The 25,111-nt window shown below is 42.4% G+C and carries 22 protein-coding genes and 1 pseudogene; 10 read left to right on the forward strand and 13 right to left on the reverse strand.

The window, feature by feature from the left end; translation table 11 throughout:
- Window positions 1–74 precede the first annotated feature (74 nt).
- From FCV43_RS10285 to FCV43_RS10305, 5 genes are all read right to left on the reverse strand, one after another.
- Window positions 75–1,943, reverse strand: a complete 1,869-nt coding sequence (locus FCV43_RS10285) for a methyl-accepting chemotaxis protein (protein WP_136995103.1) — start codon at window positions 1,941–1,943, stop codon at window positions 75–77.
- Between the two features lie 188 nt (window positions 1,944–2,131).
- A complete protein-coding gene (locus FCV43_RS10290; RefSeq protein WP_136995104.1) occupies window positions 2,132–4,003 on the reverse strand; it encodes a methyl-accepting chemotaxis protein in 1,872 nt (623 codons plus the stop codon).
- Between the two features lie 463 nt (window positions 4,004–4,466).
- A complete protein-coding gene (locus tag FCV43_RS10295; RefSeq protein ID WP_136995105.1) occupies window positions 4,467–5,837 on the reverse strand; it encodes a YjiH family protein in 1,371 nt (456 codons plus the stop codon).
- 154 nt (window positions 5,838–5,991) lie between these two features.
- Entirely contained in the window at window positions 5,992–6,738 is a 747-nt protein-coding gene (locus tag FCV43_RS10300; RefSeq protein WP_017052974.1) for a YoaK family protein, read from the reverse strand.
- Between the two features lie 146 nt (window positions 6,739–6,884).
- A complete protein-coding gene (locus FCV43_RS10305) occupies window positions 6,885–7,292 on the reverse strand; it encodes a GFA family protein (protein WP_136995106.1) in 408 nt (135 codons plus the stop codon).
- Window positions 7,293–7,393: 101 nt separating this feature from the next.
- On the opposite strand from FCV43_RS10305, the gene FCV43_RS10310 reads away from it, so the two are divergent.
- From FCV43_RS10310 to FCV43_RS10320, 3 genes are all read left to right on the forward strand, one after another.
- On the forward strand, window positions 7,394–8,023 hold the full coding sequence (locus FCV43_RS10310) for a hypothetical protein (protein ID WP_017052972.1): 630 nt from the start codon (window positions 7,394–7,396) through the stop codon (window positions 8,021–8,023).
- 132 nt (window positions 8,024–8,155) lie between these two features.
- Window positions 8,156–8,455, forward strand: a complete 300-nt coding sequence (locus FCV43_RS10315; RefSeq protein ID WP_017052971.1) for an isoamylase early set domain-containing protein — start codon at window positions 8,156–8,158, stop codon at window positions 8,453–8,455.
- A gap of 158 nt (window positions 8,456–8,613) precedes the next feature.
- On the forward strand, window positions 8,614–9,942 hold the full coding sequence (locus FCV43_RS10320; RefSeq protein ID WP_017052970.1) for a peptidoglycan DD-metalloendopeptidase family protein: 1,329 nt from the start codon (window positions 8,614–8,616) through the stop codon (window positions 9,940–9,942).
- A 108-nt stretch (window positions 9,943–10,050) separates the two neighbouring features.
- Here the strand turns inward: FCV43_RS10320 and FCV43_RS10325 are convergent, their stop codons facing one another.
- Window positions 10,051–11,880, reverse strand: coding sequence for a putative bifunctional diguanylate cyclase/phosphodiesterase (locus FCV43_RS10325; RefSeq protein ID WP_136995107.1), 1,830 nt, complete (start codon window positions 11,878–11,880; stop codon window positions 10,051–10,053).
- A 325-nt stretch (window positions 11,881–12,205) separates the two neighbouring features.
- On the opposite strand from FCV43_RS10325, the gene FCV43_RS10330 reads away from it, so the two are divergent.
- Both FCV43_RS10330 and FCV43_RS20760 read left to right on the forward strand, forming a co-directional pair.
- Window positions 12,206–12,556, forward strand: a complete 351-nt coding sequence (locus tag FCV43_RS10330; protein WP_017052968.1) for a hypothetical protein — start codon at window positions 12,206–12,208, stop codon at window positions 12,554–12,556.
- Between the two features lie 187 nt (window positions 12,557–12,743).
- A complete protein-coding gene (locus tag FCV43_RS20760; protein ID WP_017052967.1) occupies window positions 12,744–12,878 on the forward strand; it encodes a hypothetical protein in 135 nt (44 codons plus the stop codon).
- Between the two features lie 119 nt (window positions 12,879–12,997).
- Here the strand turns inward: FCV43_RS20760 and FCV43_RS10335 are convergent, their stop codons facing one another.
- Complete coding sequence (locus FCV43_RS10335) at window positions 12,998–13,615, reverse strand: glutaredoxin domain-containing protein (RefSeq protein ID WP_136995108.1); 618 nt, start codon at window positions 13,613–13,615, stop codon at window positions 12,998–13,000.
- A 63-nt stretch (window positions 13,616–13,678) separates the two neighbouring features.
- Window positions 13,679–14,578 (reverse strand): DMT family transporter, encoded by a 900-nt coding sequence (locus tag FCV43_RS10340; protein WP_029203412.1) that lies wholly within the window; start codon window positions 14,576–14,578, stop codon window positions 13,679–13,681.
- Window positions 14,579–14,833: 255 nt separating this feature from the next.
- Between FCV43_RS10340 and FCV43_RS10345 the strand changes: the two genes are divergently transcribed.
- Complete coding sequence (locus FCV43_RS10345; protein WP_136995109.1) at window positions 14,834–15,832, forward strand: succinylglutamate desuccinylase/aspartoacylase family protein; 999 nt, start codon at window positions 14,834–14,836, stop codon at window positions 15,830–15,832.
- 83 nt (window positions 15,833–15,915) lie between these two features.
- Here the strand turns inward: FCV43_RS10345 and FCV43_RS10350 are convergent, their stop codons facing one another.
- A complete protein-coding gene (locus tag FCV43_RS10350; protein ID WP_136995110.1) occupies window positions 15,916–16,455 on the reverse strand; it encodes a protein disulfide oxidoreductase in 540 nt (179 codons plus the stop codon).
- A 271-nt stretch (window positions 16,456–16,726) separates the two neighbouring features.
- Between FCV43_RS10350 and FCV43_RS10355 the strand changes: the two genes are divergently transcribed.
- Complete coding sequence (locus FCV43_RS10355) at window positions 16,727–17,341, forward strand: fumarylacetoacetate hydrolase family protein (protein WP_017052962.1); 615 nt, start codon at window positions 16,727–16,729, stop codon at window positions 17,339–17,341.
- Between the two features lie 74 nt (window positions 17,342–17,415).
- Here FCV43_RS10355 and FCV43_RS10360 read toward each other — a convergent pair whose 3' ends face one another.
- The 3 genes from FCV43_RS10360 to FCV43_RS10370 form a co-directional block, all read right to left on the reverse strand.
- A complete protein-coding gene (locus tag FCV43_RS10360; RefSeq protein ID WP_136995111.1) occupies window positions 17,416–17,733 on the reverse strand; it encodes an AzlD domain-containing protein in 318 nt (105 codons plus the stop codon).
- Window positions 17,727–18,452 (reverse strand): AzlC family ABC transporter permease, encoded by a 726-nt coding sequence (locus FCV43_RS10365; RefSeq protein ID WP_431188288.1) that lies wholly within the window; start codon window positions 18,450–18,452, stop codon window positions 17,727–17,729. The genes FCV43_RS10360 and FCV43_RS10365 overlap by 7 nt, the downstream gene beginning before the upstream one ends.
- A 69-nt stretch (window positions 18,453–18,521) precedes the next feature.
- Complete coding sequence (locus FCV43_RS10370) at window positions 18,522–19,355, reverse strand: AraC family transcriptional regulator (RefSeq protein ID WP_136995112.1); 834 nt, start codon at window positions 19,353–19,355, stop codon at window positions 18,522–18,524.
- Between the two features lie 230 nt (window positions 19,356–19,585).
- Between FCV43_RS10370 and FCV43_RS10375 the strand changes: the two genes are divergently transcribed.
- Window positions 19,586–20,224 carry a LysE family translocator gene (locus FCV43_RS10375; protein ID WP_017052958.1) on the forward strand — a complete coding sequence of 213 codons (639 nt, stop codon included), beginning with the start codon at window positions 19,586–19,588 and terminating at the stop codon, window positions 20,222–20,224.
- Between the two features lie 93 nt (window positions 20,225–20,317).
- Here FCV43_RS10375 and FCV43_RS10380 read toward each other — a convergent pair whose 3' ends face one another.
- Window positions 20,318–22,027 carry a phospho-sugar mutase gene (locus tag FCV43_RS10380; protein ID WP_136995113.1) on the reverse strand — a complete coding sequence of 570 codons (1,710 nt, stop codon included), beginning with the start codon at window positions 22,025–22,027 and terminating at the stop codon, window positions 20,318–20,320.
- 360 nt (window positions 22,028–22,387) lie between these two features.
- On the opposite strand from FCV43_RS10380, the pseudogene coxB reads away from it, so the two are divergent.
- Window positions 22,388–23,467, forward strand: a pseudogene (gene coxB, locus FCV43_RS10385) (cytochrome c oxidase subunit II); the annotation flags it as partial.
- Window positions 23,464–25,110 carry a cytochrome c oxidase subunit I gene (gene ctaD / locus FCV43_RS10390; protein WP_113798380.1) on the forward strand — a complete coding sequence of 549 codons (1,647 nt, stop codon included), beginning with the start codon at window positions 23,464–23,466 and terminating at the stop codon, window positions 25,108–25,110. The pseudogene coxB and the gene ctaD, both read left to right, overlap by 4 nt.
- The last annotated feature ends 1 nt before the right edge of the window (window position 25,111 follow it).

The raw sequence follows: 25,111 nt of genomic DNA on the forward strand, positions 1-25,111 counted from the left end.
TAGTTAATAGTTAATAGTTAATAAAAAACGAGGCATTAAGCCTCGTTTTTGTGTATCTAACCAGCTAGCTTTACTTAAACAATGAACTTATTAAGAAGCTCGTCTTGCTGTCTTACATTGCTGATTTGTACTTGCATTGCAGCATTTGCTCCTTCTGCTGCATCTGCCACTAGAGTGGATAAATCTTTAATTTTCACTGTATTGTTGTTTATCTCTTCCGCAACTAAGCTTTGCTCTTCTGCTGCTGAGGCAATCTGGATATTCATGTCTGAAATCTGCTCGATTGCACCACGAATTCGCTCAAGAGAACCATTGGCTTGCTGTGCCTTCTCTACCGCTTCAATGGCTGTATTTTTACTTTGATTCATCGCGTTAGACACTGAACTTGCCCCTGCTTGAAGCTGTTCAATCATACTGCGAATTTCAGTGGTCGATTGTTGAGTTCGCTGAGCAAGAGTTCTCACTTCATCTGCTACAACAGCAAATCCACGGCCAGATTCTCCTGCCCGCGCGGCTTCAATGGCAGCGTTAAGTGCAAGTAAGTTTGTCTGGTCAGCAATGTCATTGATTACTTTAAGAATGGTTTCGATGTTATCTGTTGCTGATTCCAATACTTGTACTTCTGAAACGGCTTCATCAATACGAGCCGACAAGTTATCAATTGCGACCGTTGTGTCACCAACAATGGTATTGCCTTCAATGGTTGCTTCATCAGCGTCTTTCGCTGCGGCGGCGGCACCTTGAGCATTGTTTGCGACATCTGATGACGTTGTGGCCATTTCATGCATCGCTGTCGCAAGTTGTTCAAGCTCTTGAAGCTGGTTTTGCATTGCCGATACCGATTGTTCAGCACCGCTTGCTGTCATTTCCGTATTGCTCATTATCTCCTTACCGATCGTTTTAGATTGAGTAATTTGCATCTGCAGCGTTTCAGTGAAGGTGTTAAAACCTTGGGCAAGTTGAGAGAATTCTTGGTCAGTATTGGTATCTAGGCGTTTCGTTAAGTCACCTTGACCGGAAGCAACGTCTTGGATTGCATCATTCAGTACTTCTAATGGTTTCATTAATGATTTGATCAGTATTAGGAGTATTGCAATGCTGAGCACAAGCGCAATTAAAGTGTATAAAATGGAGCTATCACGTAAGTCGTAAACTGCTTGGAAAGCAATACCTTCATCTAAAATTGCTCCGACGTACCAATCTTCGCCGGGTACTTTAGAGAAATCGACAGCAAAGGTTTTGCCATCAAGATCGACATATTGCGGTGACTCCTTGATGCTCACATTTGGTAAATACTCGCTCATCGGTTTACCATTCATACTGGTTTCAGGGTGAGCAATGGTGGTTCCATTTTCGGATACTAAAAATAGGTAACCGGCATCAAATAGGGTCACTTTATTTACTATTTCTGCAAGTCCAGCCAAGCTTACGTCGTAAAAAATAGACCCGATGAAGTTACCATTCTCACGTACAGGAGTCGCAATCGATACGAGGATCTCATTGGTGGCGGAGTCTGCGTAAGGGGCGGTGATGATCAGTTTATTTGCTTGCTGTGCTGCTTTGTACCATGGGCGAGATCTTGGGTCCCAACTGCTACCAGGATTCCAGGAAGGATCATTATTAATATTGGAACCATCATTTTCAAATCCTAACCCAACAAGTAGAAATGTATCTTTGACTACTGGACGGGTAATCACATCGGAAATGTGCTGAGGTGACAAATCAACTTCAAGCATGCTTGTGGAATAGGCGGCGATCGCTTTACGGTTATTAATTTCGGAAGCTACGGTATTTTTAACGCCATCAATGATTTCTATTACACTTTCGTTCACTTGTGATTGAACTTCAGATTGCATAGTGAAGTATTGTTTTGCGGTTAATAACGATACGGTAACCAATAATAAGATGGATGAAGCGGCAACAATTTTGTGGCTGAATTTCATGTCATGTCCTTCTGAAATTTCATTCTCTATCAGTGTTATAGTTAGAAAACTCAAGAGTAGCCAGAAATAGTTACAACTTTAGTTGAGTTCTTTGATATGAGTAATGATTGGTTGTTGTTTCATATATTATTGTTATAAATACAAAAAGCGAGTGAATGACTCGCTTTTTGTGTGAGTTAGCCAATAAACTAAACGATGAATTTGTTCATGATTGAATCTTGCTCTCGAACATTTTCAGTTTGAACTTGCATCGCAAGATTGGCACCATCTGCGGCTTCTGAAACTTGTGTGGATAGATCTTTGATCTTCACTGTGTTGTTATTGATCTCTTCTGCCACCAAGCTTTGCTCTTCTGCTGCTGATGCTATTTGAATATTCATATCAGAGATTTGGTGAATCGCATCTCTAATCTTATCTAAAGCCCCATTGGCTTGCTGTGAACGCTCAACAGCCTCAAATGCCGTATCTTTACTTTGATTCATGGCATTGGAAACTGAACTAGCACCCGCTTGTAGCTGTTCGATCATACTTTTAATTTCAGTCGTCGATTGTTGAGTTTTTTGCGCTAATGTTCTGACTTCATCTGCGACAACGGCGAAGCCACGTCCGGATTCTCCTGCACGCGCAGCCTCAATTGCAGCGTTGAGTGCAAGTAGGTTGGTTTGATCGGCGATGTCATTAATGACTTTTAGAATTGTTTCAATGTTATCCGTCGCTGATTCCAGAACTTGTACTTCCGATACGGCTTCATCAATACGGCTTGATAAGGCGTCGATAGCCGTAGTCGTGTCTCTGACTACTGATGTCCCTTCCTGAGTTGCTTCACCTGCCACTTTGGCGGCTTCTGCTGCGCCTTGGGCGTTATTGGCTACATCTGATGAGGTTGTCGCCATTTCATGCATTGCGGTTGCAAGTTGTTCAAGCTCTTGAAGCTGAGTATTCATCGCTTCTGCTGAGGCTTTCGAACCTGCAACTGTCATTTCAGTACCGCGCATGATCTCTTCACCTATCGCTTTAGATTGAGTGATTTGGCGCTGAAGAGTTTCGGTGAAAGTATTGAAGCCTTGTGCAAGATCTGAAAATTCTTGATCCGTGTTGGTGTCTAGTCTCTTCGTTAGATCACCTTGACCTGACGCAACATCATTAATTGCAGCGTTTAGGGCATCCAATGGGCGCATAAGGAATCGGATAAGTAAGGTCAACGCGATGATACTTAGAATTAAACCGATAATAGTGAACAGAATTGAGCTGTCGCGCATCTCTTTGATTGATGCGAAAGCGATGTCTTGGTCTATGATTGCCCCAACATACCAATTTTCACTTGGGATAGATGTAAAACTTATCATGAAGGTTTTACCATCAATCTCAACGTTTTGAGGTTGCTCATTCAGTGTTGCCTGAGGAAGGTAACTTGATAGTTTTTCACCATTATTTTTAGCATCTGGGTGAGCAATGGTTGTGCCATCGTCTGTTACAAGGAATAGATACCCAGCGTCGAATAAATTGACTTGATTGACCAGAGTTGCAAGGTTTGTTAATTCTAGGTCATAGAACATGCCAGCAACAAGTTGACCATTTTTCTTAACAGGGGTCCCGACTGAAATGATTACGTTTTTACTTGATGCATCAACATAAGGTGCGGTGACAACAAGGTGCCCTTTTGATTTGGCGTCTTTATACCACGGTCTCTGGCGAGGATCGTAATCAGAGCCAGCGTCCCAGTTATCGTCGTTCTCTATTACAAAGCCATTCTCTTCATAGCCATAGCCGATGGCTAAAAAGCTGTTTTTTAACTTTGGTGTTTCAAGAATCGCCTGAACATAGTCGTGATCGTTTGGAGAGATCTCTAGAATTTCGGTTGTGCTCTGGGCTAGAGATTTTTTTGCTTCCATCTCTGATACAACCGTATTTTTGACCCCTGCCACCAGTTCATTGAGGCTGGAGCTAACACTTGACTCAACTTCCGCGCGAACGGTATATAACTGTTTTATTGACAGCAAGGAGACGGTAACGAGTAATAATGCCGATGAGGCCGCTACAACTTTGTGACTAAACTTCATAAAAATCCCTCTTTAAATAAGCCAGTAAGTAATCCGTTATTCTTCTTATTATGTAATTGTATCGGCAAGTATGAATGAAACTTGATTGGATATCGCTATCAATTCCACGAAATAACAGCATGTGTGAGCTACGCCTCTGAATGGAGTACTATTAATATGTGAATTTCGTTCGAATAAGATGTGATTGTTACGATAAATACCTAGTTAACTGAGATATTTATGCGTATATGCAGTTACTTAATTGAAATTTTAGATGTGTTTATAGCTCGCGAGAACTAGTCTTTATAGAACATTTTACGGATACTAGCCATTAGAGATGTGATTTGGTTTTTTTCGGCCATAAATTTGTTTTTTATAATAAAAAGCCCCGCATTAAGCGAGGCTCTAACTAACTAACTAACTAACTAACTAACTAACTAACTAACTAACTATTTATTTATTTATCTTACTTGCCATATTTCATTTAAAAGATGAAATGGGCTACACCAGCGATAACAGGAAGAGTTATCAACGTACGCAGGATAAAGATAATGAACAGTTCAAAGATATTGACTGGGATACGACTACCTAATAGCAGGGCACCAACTTCAGACATATAAATAAGTTGAGTTACTGACATTGCAGCGATGACAAATCGAGTCATTTCGTTGTCGATCGACGCCGCAAGAATCGCGGGAATAAACATATCAGCAAAACCAACGACGATGGTTTCAGATGCCGCAACCGCTTCTGGAATGCCTAACAGCTCTAAGAAGGGAATAAATGGTTGTCCAAGTACAGAGAAAATAGAAGTGTACTCAGCGATAACTAATGCAATCGTACCTAAACCCATCACCACAGGCAGTACGCCGAATACCATATCAGCAGCATTGCGTATGCCTTCACCGAATACAGATTTAACTGAAGTGACTTTACTTGCTTTATTCAATGCTTGCTCTAATCCCCAAGAGAAAGAGGTGTGGCCCGCAGGAATAGCGTCTGCGTCTTTATCTGGTACAGAGCCATCAATGAAAGTGTTCTTTTTCATTGATAATGGAGGCAGTCGAGGAATAATGATTGCAGCCACGAAACCCGCTAAGCAGATTGCCGCATAGAATGGTAAGAAAAGGTGCTCTAAGTTTACTTGAGCGATAACAACTAAGCTAAAAGTAATAGAAACCGCTGAGAATGTGGTACCGACAACCGCCGCTTCACGTTGAGTATAGAATTTGTTTTCGTACTGTTTACTAGTTAGAAGAATACCAACGCTGCCATCACCTAACCAAGAAGCCATACAGTCGATTGCACTTCGACCTGGAAGGTTAAACACAGGACGCATGATTTTGCTTAGTAGAGTACCGAACAGCTCTAGTAGACCAAAGTTAAGTAAAAGTGGAAGGAGCAAACCAGCAAAAATGAAGACTGAAAATAGAGTAGGTAGCAACCCTTCAAGAACCAACCCACCAGTGTTCTCTTCCCAGATCGCTTCAGGACCAAACTGGAAAAAAGTCATTAGAACCGCAACACCACCGATCACTCTAACTGCTAGCCATAATAGAGAAGGGTTAAATAGACCGTTTAAAAAGCTATGATTAACAATGAAGGATGGTTTAATCAGTTTGGTCAGTACAGAGGCAATAGACATGAAAACGATGATCATCGTTATCATCGGTACTAAGGCGTCACCAAATAGGGCTTGGATTGATTTGGCTAATACTGCAACAGGAATGGTGAGATCCCCATCATAACTAATTGGCGCCATGAAAAGGAACAAACCAATTAGTGAAGGGATGAAGAACATCCCAAAATTACTCTTTTTTACTGGTGCTTCCGTATTTTGCGTATCGTATATCATCATAATCTCAATTACTACTAGTCAACAAATGCCGAATCCTTGGCATAAATATTCACTAAACATCCGTATTTACTCAATGAAAGAGAGATTACCTAGCTTTGCATAGTATTGCAATACTATGCAGGAATATGGGCTAAATATTCAAGATTAAAGATTAAAGATTAATAGAGTTCGTATTTTGAGCGATTTGTTCTGTTTGTGTTACAAGTGTGTTTGTGGTGTTGTTTTTCGATGGTTTTGATGTGAGCTTGTTAACATACAGGAAGATGGAATAGCAAAATGCAATGATGAATGCAAAAGTAGCCGGAAAAGCAAGTGCATACAAATCAAAATGTTTGAATAATGCTGCTCCTAAGGTTCCTCCTGAAACAAAGCCAGCAATAATGAAAAGAAAAAGTGTTGCTTTTCTGCGATCAAAAGGACGACCTTTTAACCTCTCTCCGATCATTATCCCCAAATCCGTGATGAGACCTGTCATGTGTGTGGTTCTAATAATCGCACCACTGTAGGTTGTGATCATCGCATTTTGTAGTCCGCAAGCGGCTGAAGCAAAATAGTGCCCTGTTAATGAGCCATTGACCAATACATACAGAGCGGTAAATAGTAGTGCTCCTTCGGTACATAGAGCAATGCCATAACGACGCCCACGTTTTAAAGCGGTACTTTCAATGTAGAAACCACTAATGGCAGCACCAAGCATAAAGCTCAGTACGATAAACAGTAGATGTAGAGTTAGGTCGTTAGCGTTGTAAAGGCTTGAGCCCAAAAGTGTAACCGTTCCTGATAGGTGGGAGATGGATTGATGCTGGAATCCCATTAAGCCAATTGCATTGACGGTACCTGCAAGCGCTGCAAGTAAGAATGCACCATATTCAATCCAGCGAGGAAGTTTTGAAATCACGATGTTGCCCTCTGTATACCAAGGGCTGGATTATAACGAGGCTACGTAAAGAGACACAGATAAATTGTGCTATTGCGTTTGATCTTACTCAAAAGTAAGCGAAGAAAACGATTGGTTTATTCTTGAGCGTTTCAAAAAGATGCATATTACTCAAGATGTTCCATTTGGCAGTCAAATTTTACCCAGCCATGTTTTCTCTCTTCATATACTGAGAAACTGGGTTCAGGGAAATCTTGTTCTTTAAATAGGCCTAATGGAATGACACTTGATTCCGGTAACGCGCTCAAGGTGAGTTGCATTGTCGTGCCGCAGTGAGGACAAAATTGATAAGTCACTTTATGGTTACTATTGGCTATTCGCGTGTATTGTGAAGTTTCACCAAGAATTGAAACTTGCTCAGCGGGAAAACGCGCTTGCACACCAAATACGCTGCCTGTTCGCTTTTGACATTCAAAACAATGGCAAATAGAAGTACGAATGGGCTCTCCTGTGCAAATGAGGGTAACATTCCCGCATTCGCACTCTGTGGTTCGTATTTTTTTGCTCATAAACATCCCCTTTCTAACGGACAAATATAAATGTAAGGTTACTTAATGAATCTCAAGGTATTATTCATAGTTTAGCGCATATTATTACCCGTCATTTAGGATCCAAAATGAAGAAACGTATTTTACCCATACCTCTTATTTTACTTATTCCCATCCTCTTGTTGATCATCGTGGTCATTGGTGGTGTCTATCGCTTTAGTTTAAGCGATGAAGAGATCTTGGCGAAATATCCTTCGAGTGCAGTGAGTTTCGATCCTGTTGTTAAGGCTGTTTTTGATCTTAAGTCAGTCAACCCTTGGACGATAGAGGTCCCAGAAACGAGTGCGTTTTCGTTTATTGATGAGCTGGACAGCGAACAATATATTGCCTACGGCCACTATGATTCGGGTCTGGAAAGAGGAACCGTTCGAGTTGATATTGGTAAAGTGTTACCCGTTCCTCAAGTAGACTATGCCGCCTATTTAGCCCCTATGAGCGTGTCCAATCAAGGCTCTGGCGTATTCTATTATCTGGCGTTATTTAAGTTTGATACGCAAAGGAGCCGCGTTGTTTTAGCCGATAGCCTTTATGTAGGGGATCGTATTTCTATCACGAGTTTAACGGCTATCGAAGAGGGTTCTATTGAGCTTCAGTATCTCGATAGAACTGATGATAGCGCGATGGCAGATACTCCAACCGTGGAGAAAAAACAGCGAGTCGTAATTTCGGGGCAACTGAAGATTATCGCGAGCGAATGATCGGTTTGTGTTCGAATAATATGCAACTCAATATTGTTAATGTGAGCCAAATTACATATCATCGTCATTAGAAGTATAGAATTGTGAACTAAAACATAAACGTTGATAAATTTTAAACAAATGGAGCTTGCTATGATTAACAAACGTTTTTTCAAGACTAAAGATGAAGTTGAAGTGACTTTTGAACTTGCTGCCGCTGATGCTCAGTCCGTAGCGATTGTTGCCGATTTCCTTGATTGGGAAGCGACACCAATGAAAAAAGTAGTAAAAACAAAAACGTTCAAATTTAAAACGCGACTGCCGAAAGATAGCCAATTTGAGTTTCGTTATTTGGTAAATGAAAATCAGTGGGTAAATGATGGGCAAGCGGATAGCTATATTCCTAACGAATATGGTGAAGATAATTGCCTGGTATCAACAACACAAGTGTAGATAATTTCTTTTTCTAAGTTCTTGTCGTACTGGGTTTTTAAGCTTTTAAAGGGCACATTGTTGCCCTTTTTAAGTGTAAAGATGACAATGCCATGATGATTTCTGGCTCAGAAAAGCATATTCTCTTTCCTTTATTAGTTTAAGATATTGGTTAGATTGTGCCTTTAAAAATACTTACTTCCCGATTCTCTGAATGGTCACTTTACAAAAAATCGTTGGTTTTTTGTCTCCCTTTAGGTGCTGTTCTTGGGCTTTCCGCCTCTTTCCCTGATCATCAACTGCAACGGACGATCGAGCTGAACTTACCTGAATCTTCATTAGTTAGCTCTTTTTTTACCGAAACTAACACCGCAGCACTTCCGCCTGATTTCGAGTATGAAATTCAACCTGGCGATAATCTCAGTAGCATCTTCACTCAGCTTGATTTTACTTATCAAGAGATGATGAAAGTGATGGAGACAGATCTCAACTTCTTGGCATTAGATACCCTTAAGCCAGGGAACCAACTGCGTTTTTGGCGAGATGAATCAACGGGCGCACTAGACAAAATGGAGTTGGTTTTTAATATCGCAGAGAAAGTGGCTTACCAGAGGTTAGACGATGGTAGTTTTGAATATCAAGACATATCCATTCCTGGAGAGTGGAAAGTGATACCGCTAGTCGGAGAGGTTAACGGGAGCTTTTCAGCTTCAGCGAATCAACTGGGGCTGAGCAGTATAGAGATAGATCATGTTGTCGGGCTTTTAAAAGATAAGATCAATTTTTCACGAGACTTACGCGCTGGTGATAAATTTGAAGTTGTGCAGCGTCGTCAATTTGTTGGAGATATCGCAAGTGGCAATCGTGAGATCCAAGCGATCAAAATCTTTAATCGTGGCCGCGTCTTGAGTGCTTATTTACACAAAGATGGTCAATATTACGATAAAAATGGTGATAGTTTACAAAGAGCATTTCAGCGCTATCCGACAAGTCGAAAGTGGCGTTTAAGTTCAAACTTCAATCCCAAACGCCTGCATCCTGTTACTGGTCGAGTTAGCCCTCACAACGGAACGGACTTTGCTACACCTGTTGGGACACCAATATATTCTACTGGTGATGGTCAAGTTATCATGACTCGCAAGCACCCTTATGCTGGTAACTATATTGTTGTTAAACATGGCAGCACATACAAAACGAGATATTTGCACTTAAGCAAAATTTTAGTGCGTAAAGGGCAGAAAGTGTCTCGTGGTCAAAAAATAGGCCTTTCTGGAAAAACCGGACGAGTAACGGGTGCGCATTTGCATTATGAATTGATTGAGCGTGGTCGAGCTGTCGATGCAATGAAAGCGAACATTCCAATGGCAAGTTCTGTGGCAAAGAAAGATATAGCCGAATTTAAAGCGACAACGGATGAGCTTGATAATTTACTGGCAGCTCAAGAAGCAGAGCAGATAAGATCATCAACGCTAGCGAATCACTTATCACAACAGGAAAACGGATCTTAATGCTTTTGATTTAAAGCTGAGTGAATCGGTTGTTTTAAGTCAGCATGAGTATGTATAAAATTGAAGCCGTTAGTATGTAATCAAAGAGATTGCACACTAGCGGCTTTTTTATGCTCGACGTATCTGATTTAAGTTTTTCCACTGCTCAATAATCGTCAGTGGACGCTCTGGGCGGGAGAAATAGTACCCTTGAATTTGGTGGCACCCCATCGAATAGAGTTTATTCAGTGCTTCTAAATGCTCAACCCCTTCAGCGACAAGATCAACGTCTAGGTGCCGAGCAAGTTGAATGATGAGTGACACGACATGTTCAGAGGATTTATTGGTCATCATGTTACGGATGAAACTTGCATCAATCTTAATGCAGTCGATAGGGTAGCTATGAATGTAATTGAGACTGGAATAGCCTGTACCAAAATCATCGAGTGCAACCGTAAACCCAGAATGACGAATATCATTGAGAATCGGCTCAATTCCCCCACTTTGTGTGAGTAAGACGGTTTCAGTGAGCTCGATAGTGAATTCTGGCGGTGTGAAGTGATATTTTCGGATGGTGTGAAGCAAATTTGAGAGATACAGGCTGGAATCAGAAAGCTCGTTTGCAGAGCAATTGATCCCGAACTTTACTTTGTATCCTAGGCCTTGCTCTAAAATTTGCTTCGCCTGACAAGCTAACTCAATGATCCTTTGGCCCAATGGCACAATGAGTCCTGACTGTTCCGCCGCTTCAATAAATTCTATCGGCGAGATGGAACCGTATTCGGCACTATCCCAACGACATAACACTTCGAAGTAATTCCATTCTGTCCGGTTGTTGTTAACAATTGGCTGGACCACTACGTAGATCTCGCTGTTTTCCTCAATTGGCTTTTCTAGTTCGTTTCTCATCGCTTCGATGATCTGTGTTTTACGGTGATACTGAGCGCTCAGGTGGGTGTCGTAGCACTGGATATGTGTGTCTCGATATTGCTTGCAATCTTTGAGCGCGAGACTTGCATTTAGTATGAGTTGATCGGCACTTACTTGGTTATTTGATGTTCTGGCAATACCGATACTCACACTAAAGTTGATTTGGTGAGCAGAGTCTGTATAGCCTTGACTGATAGAGCTAATCAATTCTTCACTCATTTCGATAGGTGAATCTGAAAAGGTGATGAAAGCAAATTCGTCACCAGCAATACGAAATACTAGGTTGGGATCAGGCACGGAACGTAATAAATTCTTCGCGGTGAATTTTATGATTTGGTCTCCGATATAGTTCCCGTACAAATCATTGATTGCTTTGAAATTATCTATATCAACAAAGGCTAATGAAAAGGGTTGGTCTAGTTGTTGAGTCATCAACTCAAGTTTATCTGCTAAGCAACTTCGGTTTAAGAGACCAGTTAGGTTGTCATGCGAGACTTCGTGACTGAGTTGATTGAATAATTGGTTTGAGCGTTCTGAAAGCCAGCGTTCCCTGAGAGTATGAACAATAATATTGGCGTAAACGTGATGACAATAAAGAAGTTGAGCGGTGTCATCTAATGGTTCCTCAAAGGTTGAAAGTAAAATCCCCATGATCTCACCATTATGTGCTTTTAAAGGTACACCCAAATATGACTCGATACCGCACTCTCGTAGAAAGGCATCTTCTGGGAATAGGTCATACACTTTTTCAGTATACAGGCAGTGGTCATTTGTTGCCTGTCGCACGGTTTCGCAAGGCGTATTTTCTAAGGAATAGTTGAAGTTATTGATGACTTCGCCACCACAGGCGTAAGCAAGGGTATGGGCAATATTTTCGCTTTTGTTGATTTCCACAATACATGAACAATATGAATTGAAATTTTGGTGCAGTTGCAGTGAGACCTGCTCTAAAAGCTCAACATTATCTAGCATCAATGTTGAGGTGATCTGTTCTATATCGATAGTGTGATTAGCTAATGATCTTTTCATAATGATCACTTACCTTTACCTGAGCCAACTGATAATTATTATTCTTATATGCATGTATATTACTATTGACGATGTTTGCGCAAATTTCAAACTTTTGGACTAACTTTTATTGTGGTTTCCTCCACTAGGTTAGGGGGACAGAGGTTTGGCCTACACTCTTTGTTTTATGTCGTGGAATGAACACTATGCTTTTTATCATCTGAGTTGATGAGAGTAATAGAAAGCAATAGCGAAAGGCATTTAACCAATGTTTTTAAGCGGTGACGTGTTAGAAGCTCACTGATACAATGCGCTCAATTGAGAATCCTATAATCAGGAAAGTGAAATGCAACAGAATGAATTTGAAGTTTTAGTTAAAAACGTATGTGCGCAAGACGATTTACCAAAGGCGCTTGAGGTATTAATTGCTTGTGAAGATGAAGAAATTGCTGAAGCTGCAAAATCGCTAGTGGGTCAATTTGCGCTAGCCGACGTTGAAGGTGAGAAGCGAGTTTATCACGTAACGTTACAAGAAAATGATGCAGGTGAAGAAGAAGAGTTTGTTGAACACGTAATGAATGCGGGAGACGACGTTGTCAAATTTGCGGCTTGGTTCTTTGAATCAATGTTTGAATTGAAGCAAAAAGACACGTATCAAGCCGCAGGTAAAACCTATAAGCAACCTAAGCGCAGCTAATAAGAGAATAAACCTCGAACAGTAAAAGAAAATAGATGAGTCAAATACGACTGATTTTTATTAAATACTCATCATGAAAGTTAATTACAATAAAATGTGATGCAAGTCTTGTTTTTGGTTCTGTTTAATGTAAAATTGCCACATAAAGAAAGTTAATTACAAAACTATATTGATGTGGAGAGATAACATGGGTAACGAATTAGGCGGTGCTTATCTTGGTCAAATGATCGCTCAAGACATGATGCACCAAGCGCTTTATGGCAAGACTAAAGCAAAGAAAACATCTTTCATCAAAAAAATGATGAAGAAGATGTCTAAGTAATTAAGCTTTAGCATATATTTGAAGCCCCAGGCAGTCATGTCTGGGGCTTTTTCATTTTAAGTAATGAAAGAAAAATAACAGTTTGTAATTGGTGTCTAGCGAGACTAATTTACCGATGATTAGCTTGCCGATTGCTTTGCCAAATCGACGACGTTATCTGGTATGGAATCGAGACCATTCTCACCAATCCAAGCTTCAAGGTTGTCTGCGCCACCGATATATTTACCATTCATCCAGATTTGTGGAACCGTTACCGGTGTTTTTTCGCCAATGATGGCTTTTACTTCTGGAATCATGCGGTAAAGTGCGGCGCTCTCTTTGACAACATCATGGTATTGATACTGGATGCCAGCATCATCTAACATCTGTTTCGCTTTAACACAGTATGGACATGTCGCTTTGCCATAGACAATGTTTCCTTTAAGCGAGTCTCGCGTGGTCCACTCTTTGATGACCGATTGAACCAAAACACCACGATTAAGAGCTTCCCCTTGACTGATCACTTTACCTTCAACGACAAGAATCGGAGCATGCCAAGCGCCCAGTTTTAAAGGCTCCCACCAGTAAGAAAGCCAATCTTTCACTTCCAACTCTACTGGAACATCCGCTAATTCATTCTCAAAGGTATCTTTCAAAATATCTTTGGTCAAAGTGCATTCGCCACATGGAATGTTGACTTTAAATGGTCCCCAGCTTCCACCCCAGCGGTATAACGTGATTTTTATTGGGTTTGACATCGGCACTTCCTTTCATGATTCCGTTTAATAATAAGAACTAATGAACGAGCTTTTTATTTCAAATTAAATTTTTATTTTTTGTTTAGAAGGCTTTTTTGTTTCCCAGTGAGTGATAAAAGCAACAGAAGCGATAATGATGAATGCCCCAAGCCATAGTCTTCCAGGTGGAACCCAGCCAAATACCATCCAGCCAGCTAATACATTAAGAGGAAGCTTTGCATGGTCAAAAGGTTGTACAAACGAAGCATCAGCAACTGCATAAGCCTTAACAATTGCCCATTGAGCCAAAGCTGTCATCGCACCAGCAGCAAGTAATACAAGCCAGATTGTCCCACCTGTTGGCATATTAAAATCAGGAAGAGCGAGCAGAATATTGAATGGTGTGATTAAAACAAGAAGATAGACCACCATGGTTGACGGTGAGTCATCGGAAGATAATCGCTTCACCATTAATGAATAGCATGCCCAGAAAAAAGCCGCGCCAACAGGGAGTAACGTCGCCCAGTTAAAGGTATCACCCCATGGTTCCAAAATAATCATAGCACCGATAAAGCCAGTCAGCGTGGCTCCCCAGCGTGCCGTACCTACTTTCTCTTTTAGAAATAGACCAGAGCCGATCGTTGCAAACAAAGGGGATGTCATTAGCAATGCGATACCTTGCCAAATAGGTACAGGGTACGCGAGCGCCCACAACCACAGTTGAATCCCAATAACGGAAAGGAAAACACGTAAAAGGTGCATACCAAGGCGGTTGGTTCTGAGAGATTGACGGATCCCTAATGTTCTTAAGTAAGGCAAGATCACGACTAAAGCTATCGCATATTGTACAAGTGCGACAGTTGTGGAAGGGAGACCAAACTTAATACTGGCGACTTGTGCAAGGCTGTTCACAATGGCGAAAGCTAAGCCTGCTGTGAGCATCCAACTTGCCCCTTGGATTGGGTGATGATTTGATTGGGTCATTTAAAAGTGAATTTGTTAAAAGATGTTAGTAAATCATACGTTTTATCGCGGGCTAAGCCAATCATATCCTTTTGATGATGTTTTTAAAAAAATCTGAAGGAAAGAGATATCCCCCAATAAACACGAGGAAAGTGAAAAATATGTAGCGATTGATGATTGCTGTGATTACTCTGGTGTTAAATGTATGGTGACAAGCTTTGGACAACATGATCTCAGTAAGTATAGAAACCAGCAATCTGTGGGAGAAATGAATAAATGACAACTCAATTTCTTGATGACGTGATACAAGGTCATCGAGTCGTCCAATCATTAGATGTTGGTGATTTACCTTGTGGTGAACACCAACTTTGGTTTCAGGCTTCAACTTGTGGCATTGCTCAGCAACAGTTGCTTCCTGTGAGAGTGTTTAAAGGGACACAGTCGGGACCTCAATTAATGATCACTGCTGGTATCCATGGTGATGAACTCAATGGCGTTTTGGCCGCTCAGCAAGTGGCACGAGAATTGGTTGGAAAATCTGTTTTTGGGTGTGTGACGATTGTCCCTACGGTCAATTTAACGGGAATGCTGAATCATAGTCGAGATTTTATTACTTCGGCACCAGATGCTTCTTCCGTTAACTTGAATCGTTTTTTTCCGGGTAACCACGACGGTTCAACAGCAGAACGTTTCTTGGCTAATTTATGGGAAAAGCTATTGAAACCCAATGCTACGTTCGCGATTGATCTCCATACTCAAACCAGTGGAGCGATTTACCCATTGTATGCGTTCGCTGATTTTCGATTGCCTACGGCGGTGGAAATGGCGAGATTGATGGATCCTGACTGCATATTAGATGATCCTGGAGACCCAGGCATCTTGGAAACCGTGTGGAACCGTAATGGGATCCCAAGTATCACGGTTGAAGTGGGGATGGGGAAAGTGACCCAGCCTGACATGATTCAGCGTGCAGTCGATGGCGTAATCAATGTATTGAGTCACTATCAAATGATTACCGGTACGGTGAAACCACCAAGCAGAGTATGCGTGGAAGGGAGTAAAATCGTGACAGTCAGAGCGGAAAGCGGAGGGTTTATTATTCCGCAGGTTGCTCTTCTGGATGAGGTAAAACCAGATCAACTATTGGCTATTCAGTATGATGCGTTTGGGCAAGAATCGATGCGATACCTTTCACCATCATACGGTGTCGTGTTGAGTCATAATACTGATGCGATGCGCGAACCGGGTGGGCTAGTGGTGCGGTTGTTATCGTAACTATCTATATTCTGGATAGCTTGCTTTTGGTGTATTTGTTTTTGGTGAACATGCTTCTCCGTGAACTTGAGCCGGGATTAGCTTTAGCTCATAAAGACTCGAAACCAGAGTCCCATCGGTGATAAAACACCTGTGGTAATATTTTTAATTTCGCCATCTCGAATAATCACAACAGTGGGAGTGACTCGTACTCCCCAATTCTGACTTTGTGTGCCGGTGACATCATTTAAAACAGAGAATTGATACTCATTTTCTTGCATGTATTGGCGGATCTGAGCGTCATCTCCAGACGAGAGCGCCACGCTGACGACAGGGTTATCGTGTGAGTAACGTTCGATCGTTGGGCTCACAAGACTGCATGCGCCACACCAAGTCGCCCAAAAATAAACCACAACGGGTTGATTTTTACTGAGTTCGTTAACATCTAAGGTTTCGCCATTTAGTCCTGTTCCAACAATGTGTGGAGCCGATCCTGATGGCATATTTGCGCTGTAGTAGTAATCTAATGCGAACGAAAATAGGCTGACAATCAACAGAATAGAGAGCAGCTCTTTGGCCCATTTTTTGACTTTCCTGGGGTTTTTATCTTGTTCTGAATCGTGTTTGCTTTTATCTATATTCATTGTCTCAACGCCATTAAATCCACTTCCATCTATATTGACCTGTATTCTAGCGTTTTTCTTTCATATCGATGTTATTGCCTCGGCATATTTGCATAGTGTGCTCCCATTCGAGCAGTGCTCTGCACATTCGAAGTTAGGAATTTAAGGGCGGTTTAGTTCAGAATAGTTGAGCTAGAGATCTGATTTTTGATAGAAAAGTCAGCGTGATTCTTATCTCCACCTGGAATGATAGGTTAGACTCTGCGCTCATATTTAAACCAAGGAAAGGGACATGAACGCGGTTCGAGTCGGAGAAAGGGAAATTATACCCACTAAAATAGTGTGCATTGGGCGAAACTATGTCGATCACATTAAAGAGTTAAATAATCCGATACCAGAACAGATGGTCGTGTTCAATAAGCCTAATAACTGCGTAACGTCGACGCTCTCTTCGTTCCATCAAGAGCCATTACATTACGAGGCTGAAATCTGCTTTCTTGTTGAACAGGGACGATTATCAGCAGTAGGAATTGGTCTTGATCTGACCAAGCGTAATTTACAGTCTTATCTCAAAAACAAAGGTTTACCTTGGGAAAGGGCCAAAGCATTTGATGGCTCGGCGGTGATGAGTCGTTTTATTAGCCTTGATCACATTGATGTGAAAACATTGCAGATCGAACTCTATATTAATTGTGTTCGCGTACAGTGCGGGCAAGTCGAACAGATGCTCTATCCACCACTCGCTATTTTAGCTGAGCTTGAAACCTACACGACACTTTACGATGGCGACATCATCATGAGCGGTACCCCCAAAGGCGTTGGAGAAGTTCATGCTGGAGACGTTTTTCTTGGGCGTTTAAAGAGTGGAGACAAAACGCTGATAGAAATTGAATGGCAAGCAAAGTAAAGCTTTTAGTTGCTTAGTTGCCATTTCATTTAAGTCTACTTGTAATAGATAACGGAACCAGTGCTAAACGAAGACTAGTTTAGTATGAATACGTTAAGCACTAAGAACAGCAGCATACTCACAATGGTCGTGAGGAGAACATTTTTCGTCTTCCATGCAATAAAAACCGCAATGACAGCGCCCCATAAATAAGGGTTCTGAACGGAAAGGGACAAGGTGCTGTCGGGCATAAATACAATAGGCCCCCAAATAGCAGTCAGAACAGCAGGGCTTGAATAGCTGAGCAGCTTTTGCGCTTGCGCGTTGAGTCTTAATGGTAGTTTGGGCTCTAAAAATAGATACCGGCTAAGAAAGACTAAAGCGGTCATTGCGAAAATAGAGAGGATTACCATGACTGTTCCCCCCAATATTTTTCCGTTAGATAACCGAGCAGCATTCCACCCACACTTGCGAACATGAGACTGCCTTCAATTTCCCAATAAGTGAGGCCAACGGATAACACGAGTGCGCCTAGTACAGAGACTAAAATGGGAATGTTCTTGATGGTCGGGATCACGATTGCGATGAACGTTGCGGCAACCGCAAACTCTAACCCGAGTTCATTCAGTGCAGGAATGTAGCTTCCTGCGACAATACCAGCAAAGGTGGCAAGGTTCCAAAACAGATAGAAACTCAACCCTGCGCCAAGGGCATACCAACGGTTAAACTGTTTATCTGTCTGGTGCCCGCATACCGCAAATAGCTCGTCGGTTAATAGAAAACCTAGTGATAACCGCCACCGCAAGGGAAGAGGACTGATTTTACTTCGCATCGACACGCTATAAAGAAAGTGGCGTGAAGTAATGAAGAAGGTGGTCAACAGCATCGTCGTTAACCCTGCGCCAGCCTTAATCATGCCCATTGCGACCAATTGTGCCGAGCCAGCAAATAGAATGGCTGACAGCGCTTGCCCTTCTAAAGGGTGTAATCCAATATCAATCGCAAATGATCCTGCTAGTAACCCCCACGGTAAGACGGCAATGCTTAATGGGATCATGGCAACCGTGCCCTGTAAAAAAAGTCGAGTGTTAGAGTCTGTCATGGTGTCGGTCATTGTCTTTGTATGCATCATTTTTCTTCAATGAGTATTCGGTCTATTTATTTAGCCACTGTTGAAATAATGGTGATTGTATAAAATTGCTCAATAGAGCTTTAGATATTGCCCCGGGGTTATTCCCATGGCTTTTTTAAAGTGTCGATGCAAATGGCTTTGATCGTGAAACCCTGTCTCTTGCGCCGTATCAGATAACGAGTGCCCTTGCTTCATTAGCTTTCTAGCCATGCGTAATCGAGACTGAATTTGATACGCATGGGGAGGCAAACCAAACGTTTTTTGGAATGATCGGACTAAGTGGTATGGGCTAAGGCCACTTAGTTGTGAGAGATCACTAAGAGATACATCCGCTTGTGGAAAATCATCGAGAAACTCTTTGATCAGCAAAAGTGGCTTTTGCGCTTTACCTTCATGGTTTATTGAGTGTCTAGACTTACCATGCTTTCCCATCAATTTGACGAGAGAGGCATAAATCAAGGTTTCTCTTAATAAGCGATTCTCTGAGTGTTCGAGAGTGTTGAATACGAGTCTAAACTGGTTGGCTAGTTCTGGATCATAGACGACAGGTTCGGGAAAATATGGAGCACCAGCATGGGCTTGATTCAGCTCTCGGCTAATCTCTTCTAACTGCTGAGGAAGAGGATACATGGCTTTATATGCCCATCCACCTTCTGTTGCTGAGTGGCCACTATGCACCTCATCTGCATTAATTAAGATGATGCTATCTTGTGGTGCAATATGATTGCCTCCAGTTCGATAAAAACTCTGAGCTCCTCTCTCAATGACACCTACCGTGTAACCCTCATGACTGTGACGAGAGAAGTTTTGTTTCTCGTATTGAGCATCCAAAATTTCCAGCCCACCGAGTTCTTCCGCTATTTGGTAGTGAGCAATCTCTTTTTTGGTTTTCGCCTGAGCCACATGAGTTCCATTTGAGACTTGAATGAGTTTTATCAGTGTAACGCAATTAACAGGAAGAATTTTGTACAAAATTGCGCATGCTATGTTCTTGAACTGTTAAAAATATCGCTGCTTGATGTGCTTGTATTTTAATCTATCGCTATTTACTTTATTTGCAGTCTATCAGTCATGGTAATGGTTCTTATGTTGGTATAAAATTCGCCGCTGAATTTATAAGGCAAAATATAATAATGATAGATATTTCAATTCTTCCGGTTTATTTAACCGCTGTCGTTGCGTTGCTACTGCTGCCTGGGCCAGACATGCTTTTGATTGCAAGCTCAAGTATCAGTTACGGCCGTAAAGTGGGTGTTTTTGCAAGTTTGGGAAATGCGACATCGGGGATTATTTTAACCTTACTCGCATCGTTAGGGGTTTCAGCTCTTATCGCAATGAGCCCAATCGCATTGAAAGGTTTAACTCTTCTTGGCGGTGCGTACTTGCTGAAAATGGGGTGGGATAATGTTCGTGCTCAAGCTGATGTTGCTCCTGAACTGGATCAAACATCAAAAATGGCGACGACTTACTATCAGCGTGCTCTAGTCAGTAACTTGCTAAACCCAAAAGCGTTACTGTTCTTTGTTATGTTCTTGCCTCAATTTGTATCAACGAACATTGCCGCTTCTTCTGGTGAACAAATGCTGGCATTAGGTTTACTGCTTAATGTTTTGGGCTTGTTGTTCAACTTTATTATTGTCGCATTAGTGGGGACTCTGGGTAAGACGTTGGTAAATAATGTTCAATTCCGCACTTATCAGAATAAATTCATGGGCGCGATTTTTGTCTTCCTCGGTATCTGGTTATTGAGCTCATTTGTGACATCGTTGTAAGTCGTTAGATTCGACATTATTTTCAAGCTTTGAGTGATCATTGGAAAAGAAAAGTTAAAGCCAGCATTGGATTGCTGGCTTTTTTGTACCTATTTAAATGCTAAGACTTGATTGATGTAAGGCTATCAACTGCGCCATTGCATTATTGGCTTTCTCTTGTACAAACTGATAGTCATCGCCTTCTTTAAACTGCTCGATGACTTCGTAATAGCACTTCAATTTTGGCTCTGTTCCTGATGGGCGCACAATGATCCGCGCGTCATTGTCTAAGTGGTAAATGAGTACATCACTCGCGGGTAGGTTGATCTCTTCTGTCTTTCCATCTGCCGTAAATCTCAATGATGCTTTAAGATCTTCAGTGATCAGTACTTTAAAGCCCGCGATCTCTTTTGGTGGAGTCTCGCGTAATTTATCTCCCATTGATGGAGAGTTTGGCGCAAGAGCAATGCTGCGCTGAGCATTCACATAGACACCATGTTGACGATAGATACTTTCAAGTTGATCCCATATCGTTTTCCCTTGGCTGTATAGCTCAGCTGCGAGTTGCGCGAAAGCGACCAAGGCAGAAAGACCATCTTTGTCCCATACCTTGCTGCCAACTGTGTAGCCTAGCGCCTCCTCATAAGCAAAAAGGAACTGTTTCTCTTCACTCTGTCTTTGCATGGCGACATTGGTGAGCCATTTGAAACCCGTTAGAGTTTGGAAATATTCAGCGCCTTTGTCCTGAGCTATTTTTTGCAGCAGTCTTGACGATACAATGGTATTCCCTACCAGTTGCTTGGTGGCGTCAGTATGACGAAGCAGATATTCACCAAATAGAATCCCAACCTGATCGCCTGTTAACATTTTATAATCTCCCTCAGGTGTTCGAACCGCGAGGGCGAAACGATCGGCGTCAGGATCATTCGCACAGGCGAGTTCAGCACCCACAGAATCCGCTAGGGCAATTACCATGTCCATGGCTCCTGCTTCTTCAGGGTTAGGGAAGTTCACGGTTGGGAATGTACCATCGGGTTCCCGTTGTTCTGACACGCTGAGGACCTTTTTAAACCCGGCATCATGCAGCAGAGTTTCCGCCATTTCAGCGCCTACGCCATGCATTGCCGTATACGCAACAGAAATCGAGAGCGGGTCAGTATGATTAGAGAGCAGCTCGTTAGAATTCATGGTTTGGCGATAGCTTTGGTAGTAATCATCCTCTAGCCAAACGAGTAAGCCTTTTGCATGGGCGTCACTTAGTGACATTTGCGGAATAGGTTTTGTCGCAGCAATGTCGATCTCTGCGGCGATCCCTGAATCATGAGGAGGAATGATTTGAGCCCCGTTTTCCCAGTAAACTTTAAACCCGTTGTATTCAGGAGGATTGTGGCTTGCTGTAACGACCACAGCCGCGGCGGCATTAAAGTGTTCAATGCCATAAGCGACAATCGGTGTTGCGGCCACTTTACTGGTTAGGTAGACCTTAATTCCGAGAGAGGTTAATACGCTGGCGGTATCGTGAGCAAACTGCTTGGAATCGGTTCGCCCATCATAACCAATGACAACCCCGCGCTTGCAAGTGTCATTGGTGTGATCAATAAGGTAATGGCCAAGACCTGTCGCCGTTTCTTGGATCACTAAGCGATTCATCCTGTTGGGACCAGCCCCGACCATTCCCCTTAATCCTGCGGTTCCAAACTGAAGTCTAGAGTGGAAGCGATTCTCTAGTTCGTCGTGTTCGTGCGTATCGATGAGGTATTGAAGTTCTTCGCGAGTTTTAGGATCTGGATCTCTTTCTAACCAGTGAGTGATTGCTTGCATCATAGTCTGAACCCTGTACTTGTTCTTAATCATCATTAATAAGCTTAATGTAAACGATATTCATTATCAATTAGTTGAGCGCAATCGCTAAACCTAGATTTGTTATCGATTCTCATTTACTGGATGAGTTTTATATTCTGTCCCTTGAACAATTATAGATCTCTAACTAGCCTTTATTAACATAAATATAACAAATTGATTTTTAGTCATGTTACTAGGAAACAGATTGCACGGATGATCGGCATCGACCAACTATGGCGAGAGATGACCCAGGAGGGGCCTTTGAAAGAACTATTGATGATAGCAAAGCGACTAGTCCTTATCTTTATTGGGTCTCACTCCGCGCTCGCATTTTCAGGTGATTCTTCATTGAATATGACGAAAGGGGTCACTGACATTAGTGGCAAAGTCTATGACTTACATATGCTGATTTTTTATATCTGTTGTGCGATCGCTTTGATTGTTTTTGGTGTGATGTTCTATTCAATATTTCATCACCGAAAGTCAAAAGGTGCGGTTGCTGCGCATTTTCATGAAAGCACTAAGGTCGAAATTCTCTGGACCGTTATTCCCATCATCATTCTTATCGCAATGGCGATCCCTGCAACCAAAACATTGATCGCGATGGAAGATACGTCGCAGTCAGATTTGACGATTAAGATCACGGGATCACAGTGGAAGTGGCATTACAGCTATTTTGGACAAGATGTCGAATTTTTTAGTTTGTTGGCGACCAGTTCAAAGCAGATTGAAGGCGTAGAGGAGAAAGGAGCGCACTACTTACTCGAAGTCGATAACCCACTTGTTGTGCCTATTAACCGTAAAATCCGATTTTTACTGACTTCTGATGATGTTATTCACTCATGGTGGGTCCCTGACTTTGCAGTCAAAAAGGATACGATCCCGGGCTTTATCAACGAAGCATGGACAAAAATCGATAAGCCGGGCGTGTACCGAGGCCAGTGTGCCGAACTGTGTGGACGAGCTCATGGGTTTATGCCGATTGTGGTACATGCAATGGAAGAGGATAACTATGAAGCATGGTTGGCAGAGAAAAAAGAGGCATTAGTTAAGGCAAAACAGGCGGCCTTGAGTGCTTTAGACCAATCCCTTTCAATGGAGCAGTTAATGGCGACAGGCGAAGCGGTCTACTTGGCCCGATGTTCCGTCTGCCACCAAGTTTCGGGCGCGGGTATTCCTGGCGCTTTTCCAGCGATTAAAGGCAGCGCTGTTGCAACGGGAGATCGATCTGCCCATATCGATGTGATTGTGAACGGTCGAAGTGGTACCGCTATGCAGGCGTTTGTAAATCAGTTAACGGAAGAAGAGATCGCAGCCGTCGTGACTTACCAACGAAATGCATGGGGAAATGATACCGGTGATTTGGTTCAAGCTTCGGATGTGAATTCGTTTAAACAGCAGACAACGAAGGGTGATTTATGAAAACGTCAATAGAGTCGAAACAGAAACAATCTGCCGCTGTTGATGATGAGTTGAACCATTCTGCGAGTGGAAACATGAGTGATGATCATTCCGAGCATCACGCTCCAAGTGGTATAGCGCGATGGGTTTACTCTACTAATCATAAAGACATCGGCACTCTCTATTTATGGTTCAGCTTCATTATGTTTTTGACAGGTGGAGCCATGGCGATGGTGATCCGAGCGGAGCTATTCCAACCGGGTTTGCAGCTGATTGAGCCGGATTTTTTCAATCAAATGACTACAGTTCACGGGCTTATCATGGTGTTCGGTGCCGTAATGCCAGCCTTTACTGGGTTAGCGAACTGGATGATTCCGATGATGATTGGTGCGCCTGATATGGCGCTACCAAGGATGAATAATTTGAGTTTTTGGATCTTACCTTTTGCCTTTTTGATCTTGATTGCTTCCCTATTTACAGAAGGTGGTGGACCTAATTTCGGTTGGACATTTTATGCGCCACTATCGACAACTTACGGCCCTGACAGTACCGCTTTATTTGTATTTTCCGTTCATATCATGGGAATAAGCTCAATCATGGGGGCAATTAATGTCATCGTCACCATATTCAATATGCGAGCGCCGGGGATGACACTGATGAAAATGCCAATGTTCGTTTGGACTTGGCTGATTACTGCGTTTCTTTTGATTGCGGTGATGCCTGTTTTAGCCGGGGCGGTCACCATGGTTCTCACCGATAAATATTTTGGAACCAGCTTCTTTGATGCTGCTGGTGGTGGGGATCCGGTGATGTTTCAGCATATATTCTGGTTCTTTGGTCACCCCGAAGTTTACATCATGATTTTGCCATCTTTTGGGATTATTTCAGCGATAGTACCAGCCTTTAGCGGTAAGCGTTTGTTTGGGTATCACTCGATGGTGTATGCCACTTGCAGTATTGCACTGCTCTCTTTCTTAGTTTGGGCGCATCATATGTTTACTACTGGAATGCCCGTTTTTGCCGAACTCTTTTTCATGTATTGCACCATGTTAATTGCAGTGCCCACCGGAGTAAAAGTGTTCAACTGGGTGGCGACAATGTGGCGAGGTGCTCTGACGTTTGAAACTCCGATGTTGTTTGCTATTGCGTTTATTGTGCTCTTTACCATTGGTGGATTTTCAGGACTGATGCTGGCCATTGTGCCTGCGGATTTCCAATATCATGACACCTATTTTGTGGTGGCTCATTTCCATTATGTGCTGGTGACGGGGGCGGTATTCTCCATTATGGCGGCAGCTTATTATTGGCTACCGAAGTGGACAGGAAATATGTATGACCAAAGATTAAGTTTGTGGCATTTCTGGTGTTCGGTCATTTCGGTTAACGTTCTATTTTTCCCAATGCATTTCCTTGGTTTAGCTGGCATGCCAAGACGAATCCCTGACTATGCGATTCAGTTTGCCGATATTAATCAGGTCGTCTCAATCGGTGGTTTTGCATTTGGTTTATCTCAATTGATCTTCTTATGGTTAGTGATCAAATGCACTCGGGGCGGTGAAAAAGCGAGCGCAAAACCTTGGGATAGGGCTGAAGGGTTAGAGTGGACGGTGCCGAGTCCCGCGCCTCATCATACCTTTACCACACCTCCGAAAATTGATGATTAAG

This window comes from Vibrio genomosp. F6 (genome assembly GCF_005146325.1).
In the GTDB taxonomy this organism is placed as follows: Bacteria; Pseudomonadota; Gammaproteobacteria; order Enterobacterales; family Vibrionaceae; genus Vibrio; species Vibrio cortegadensis.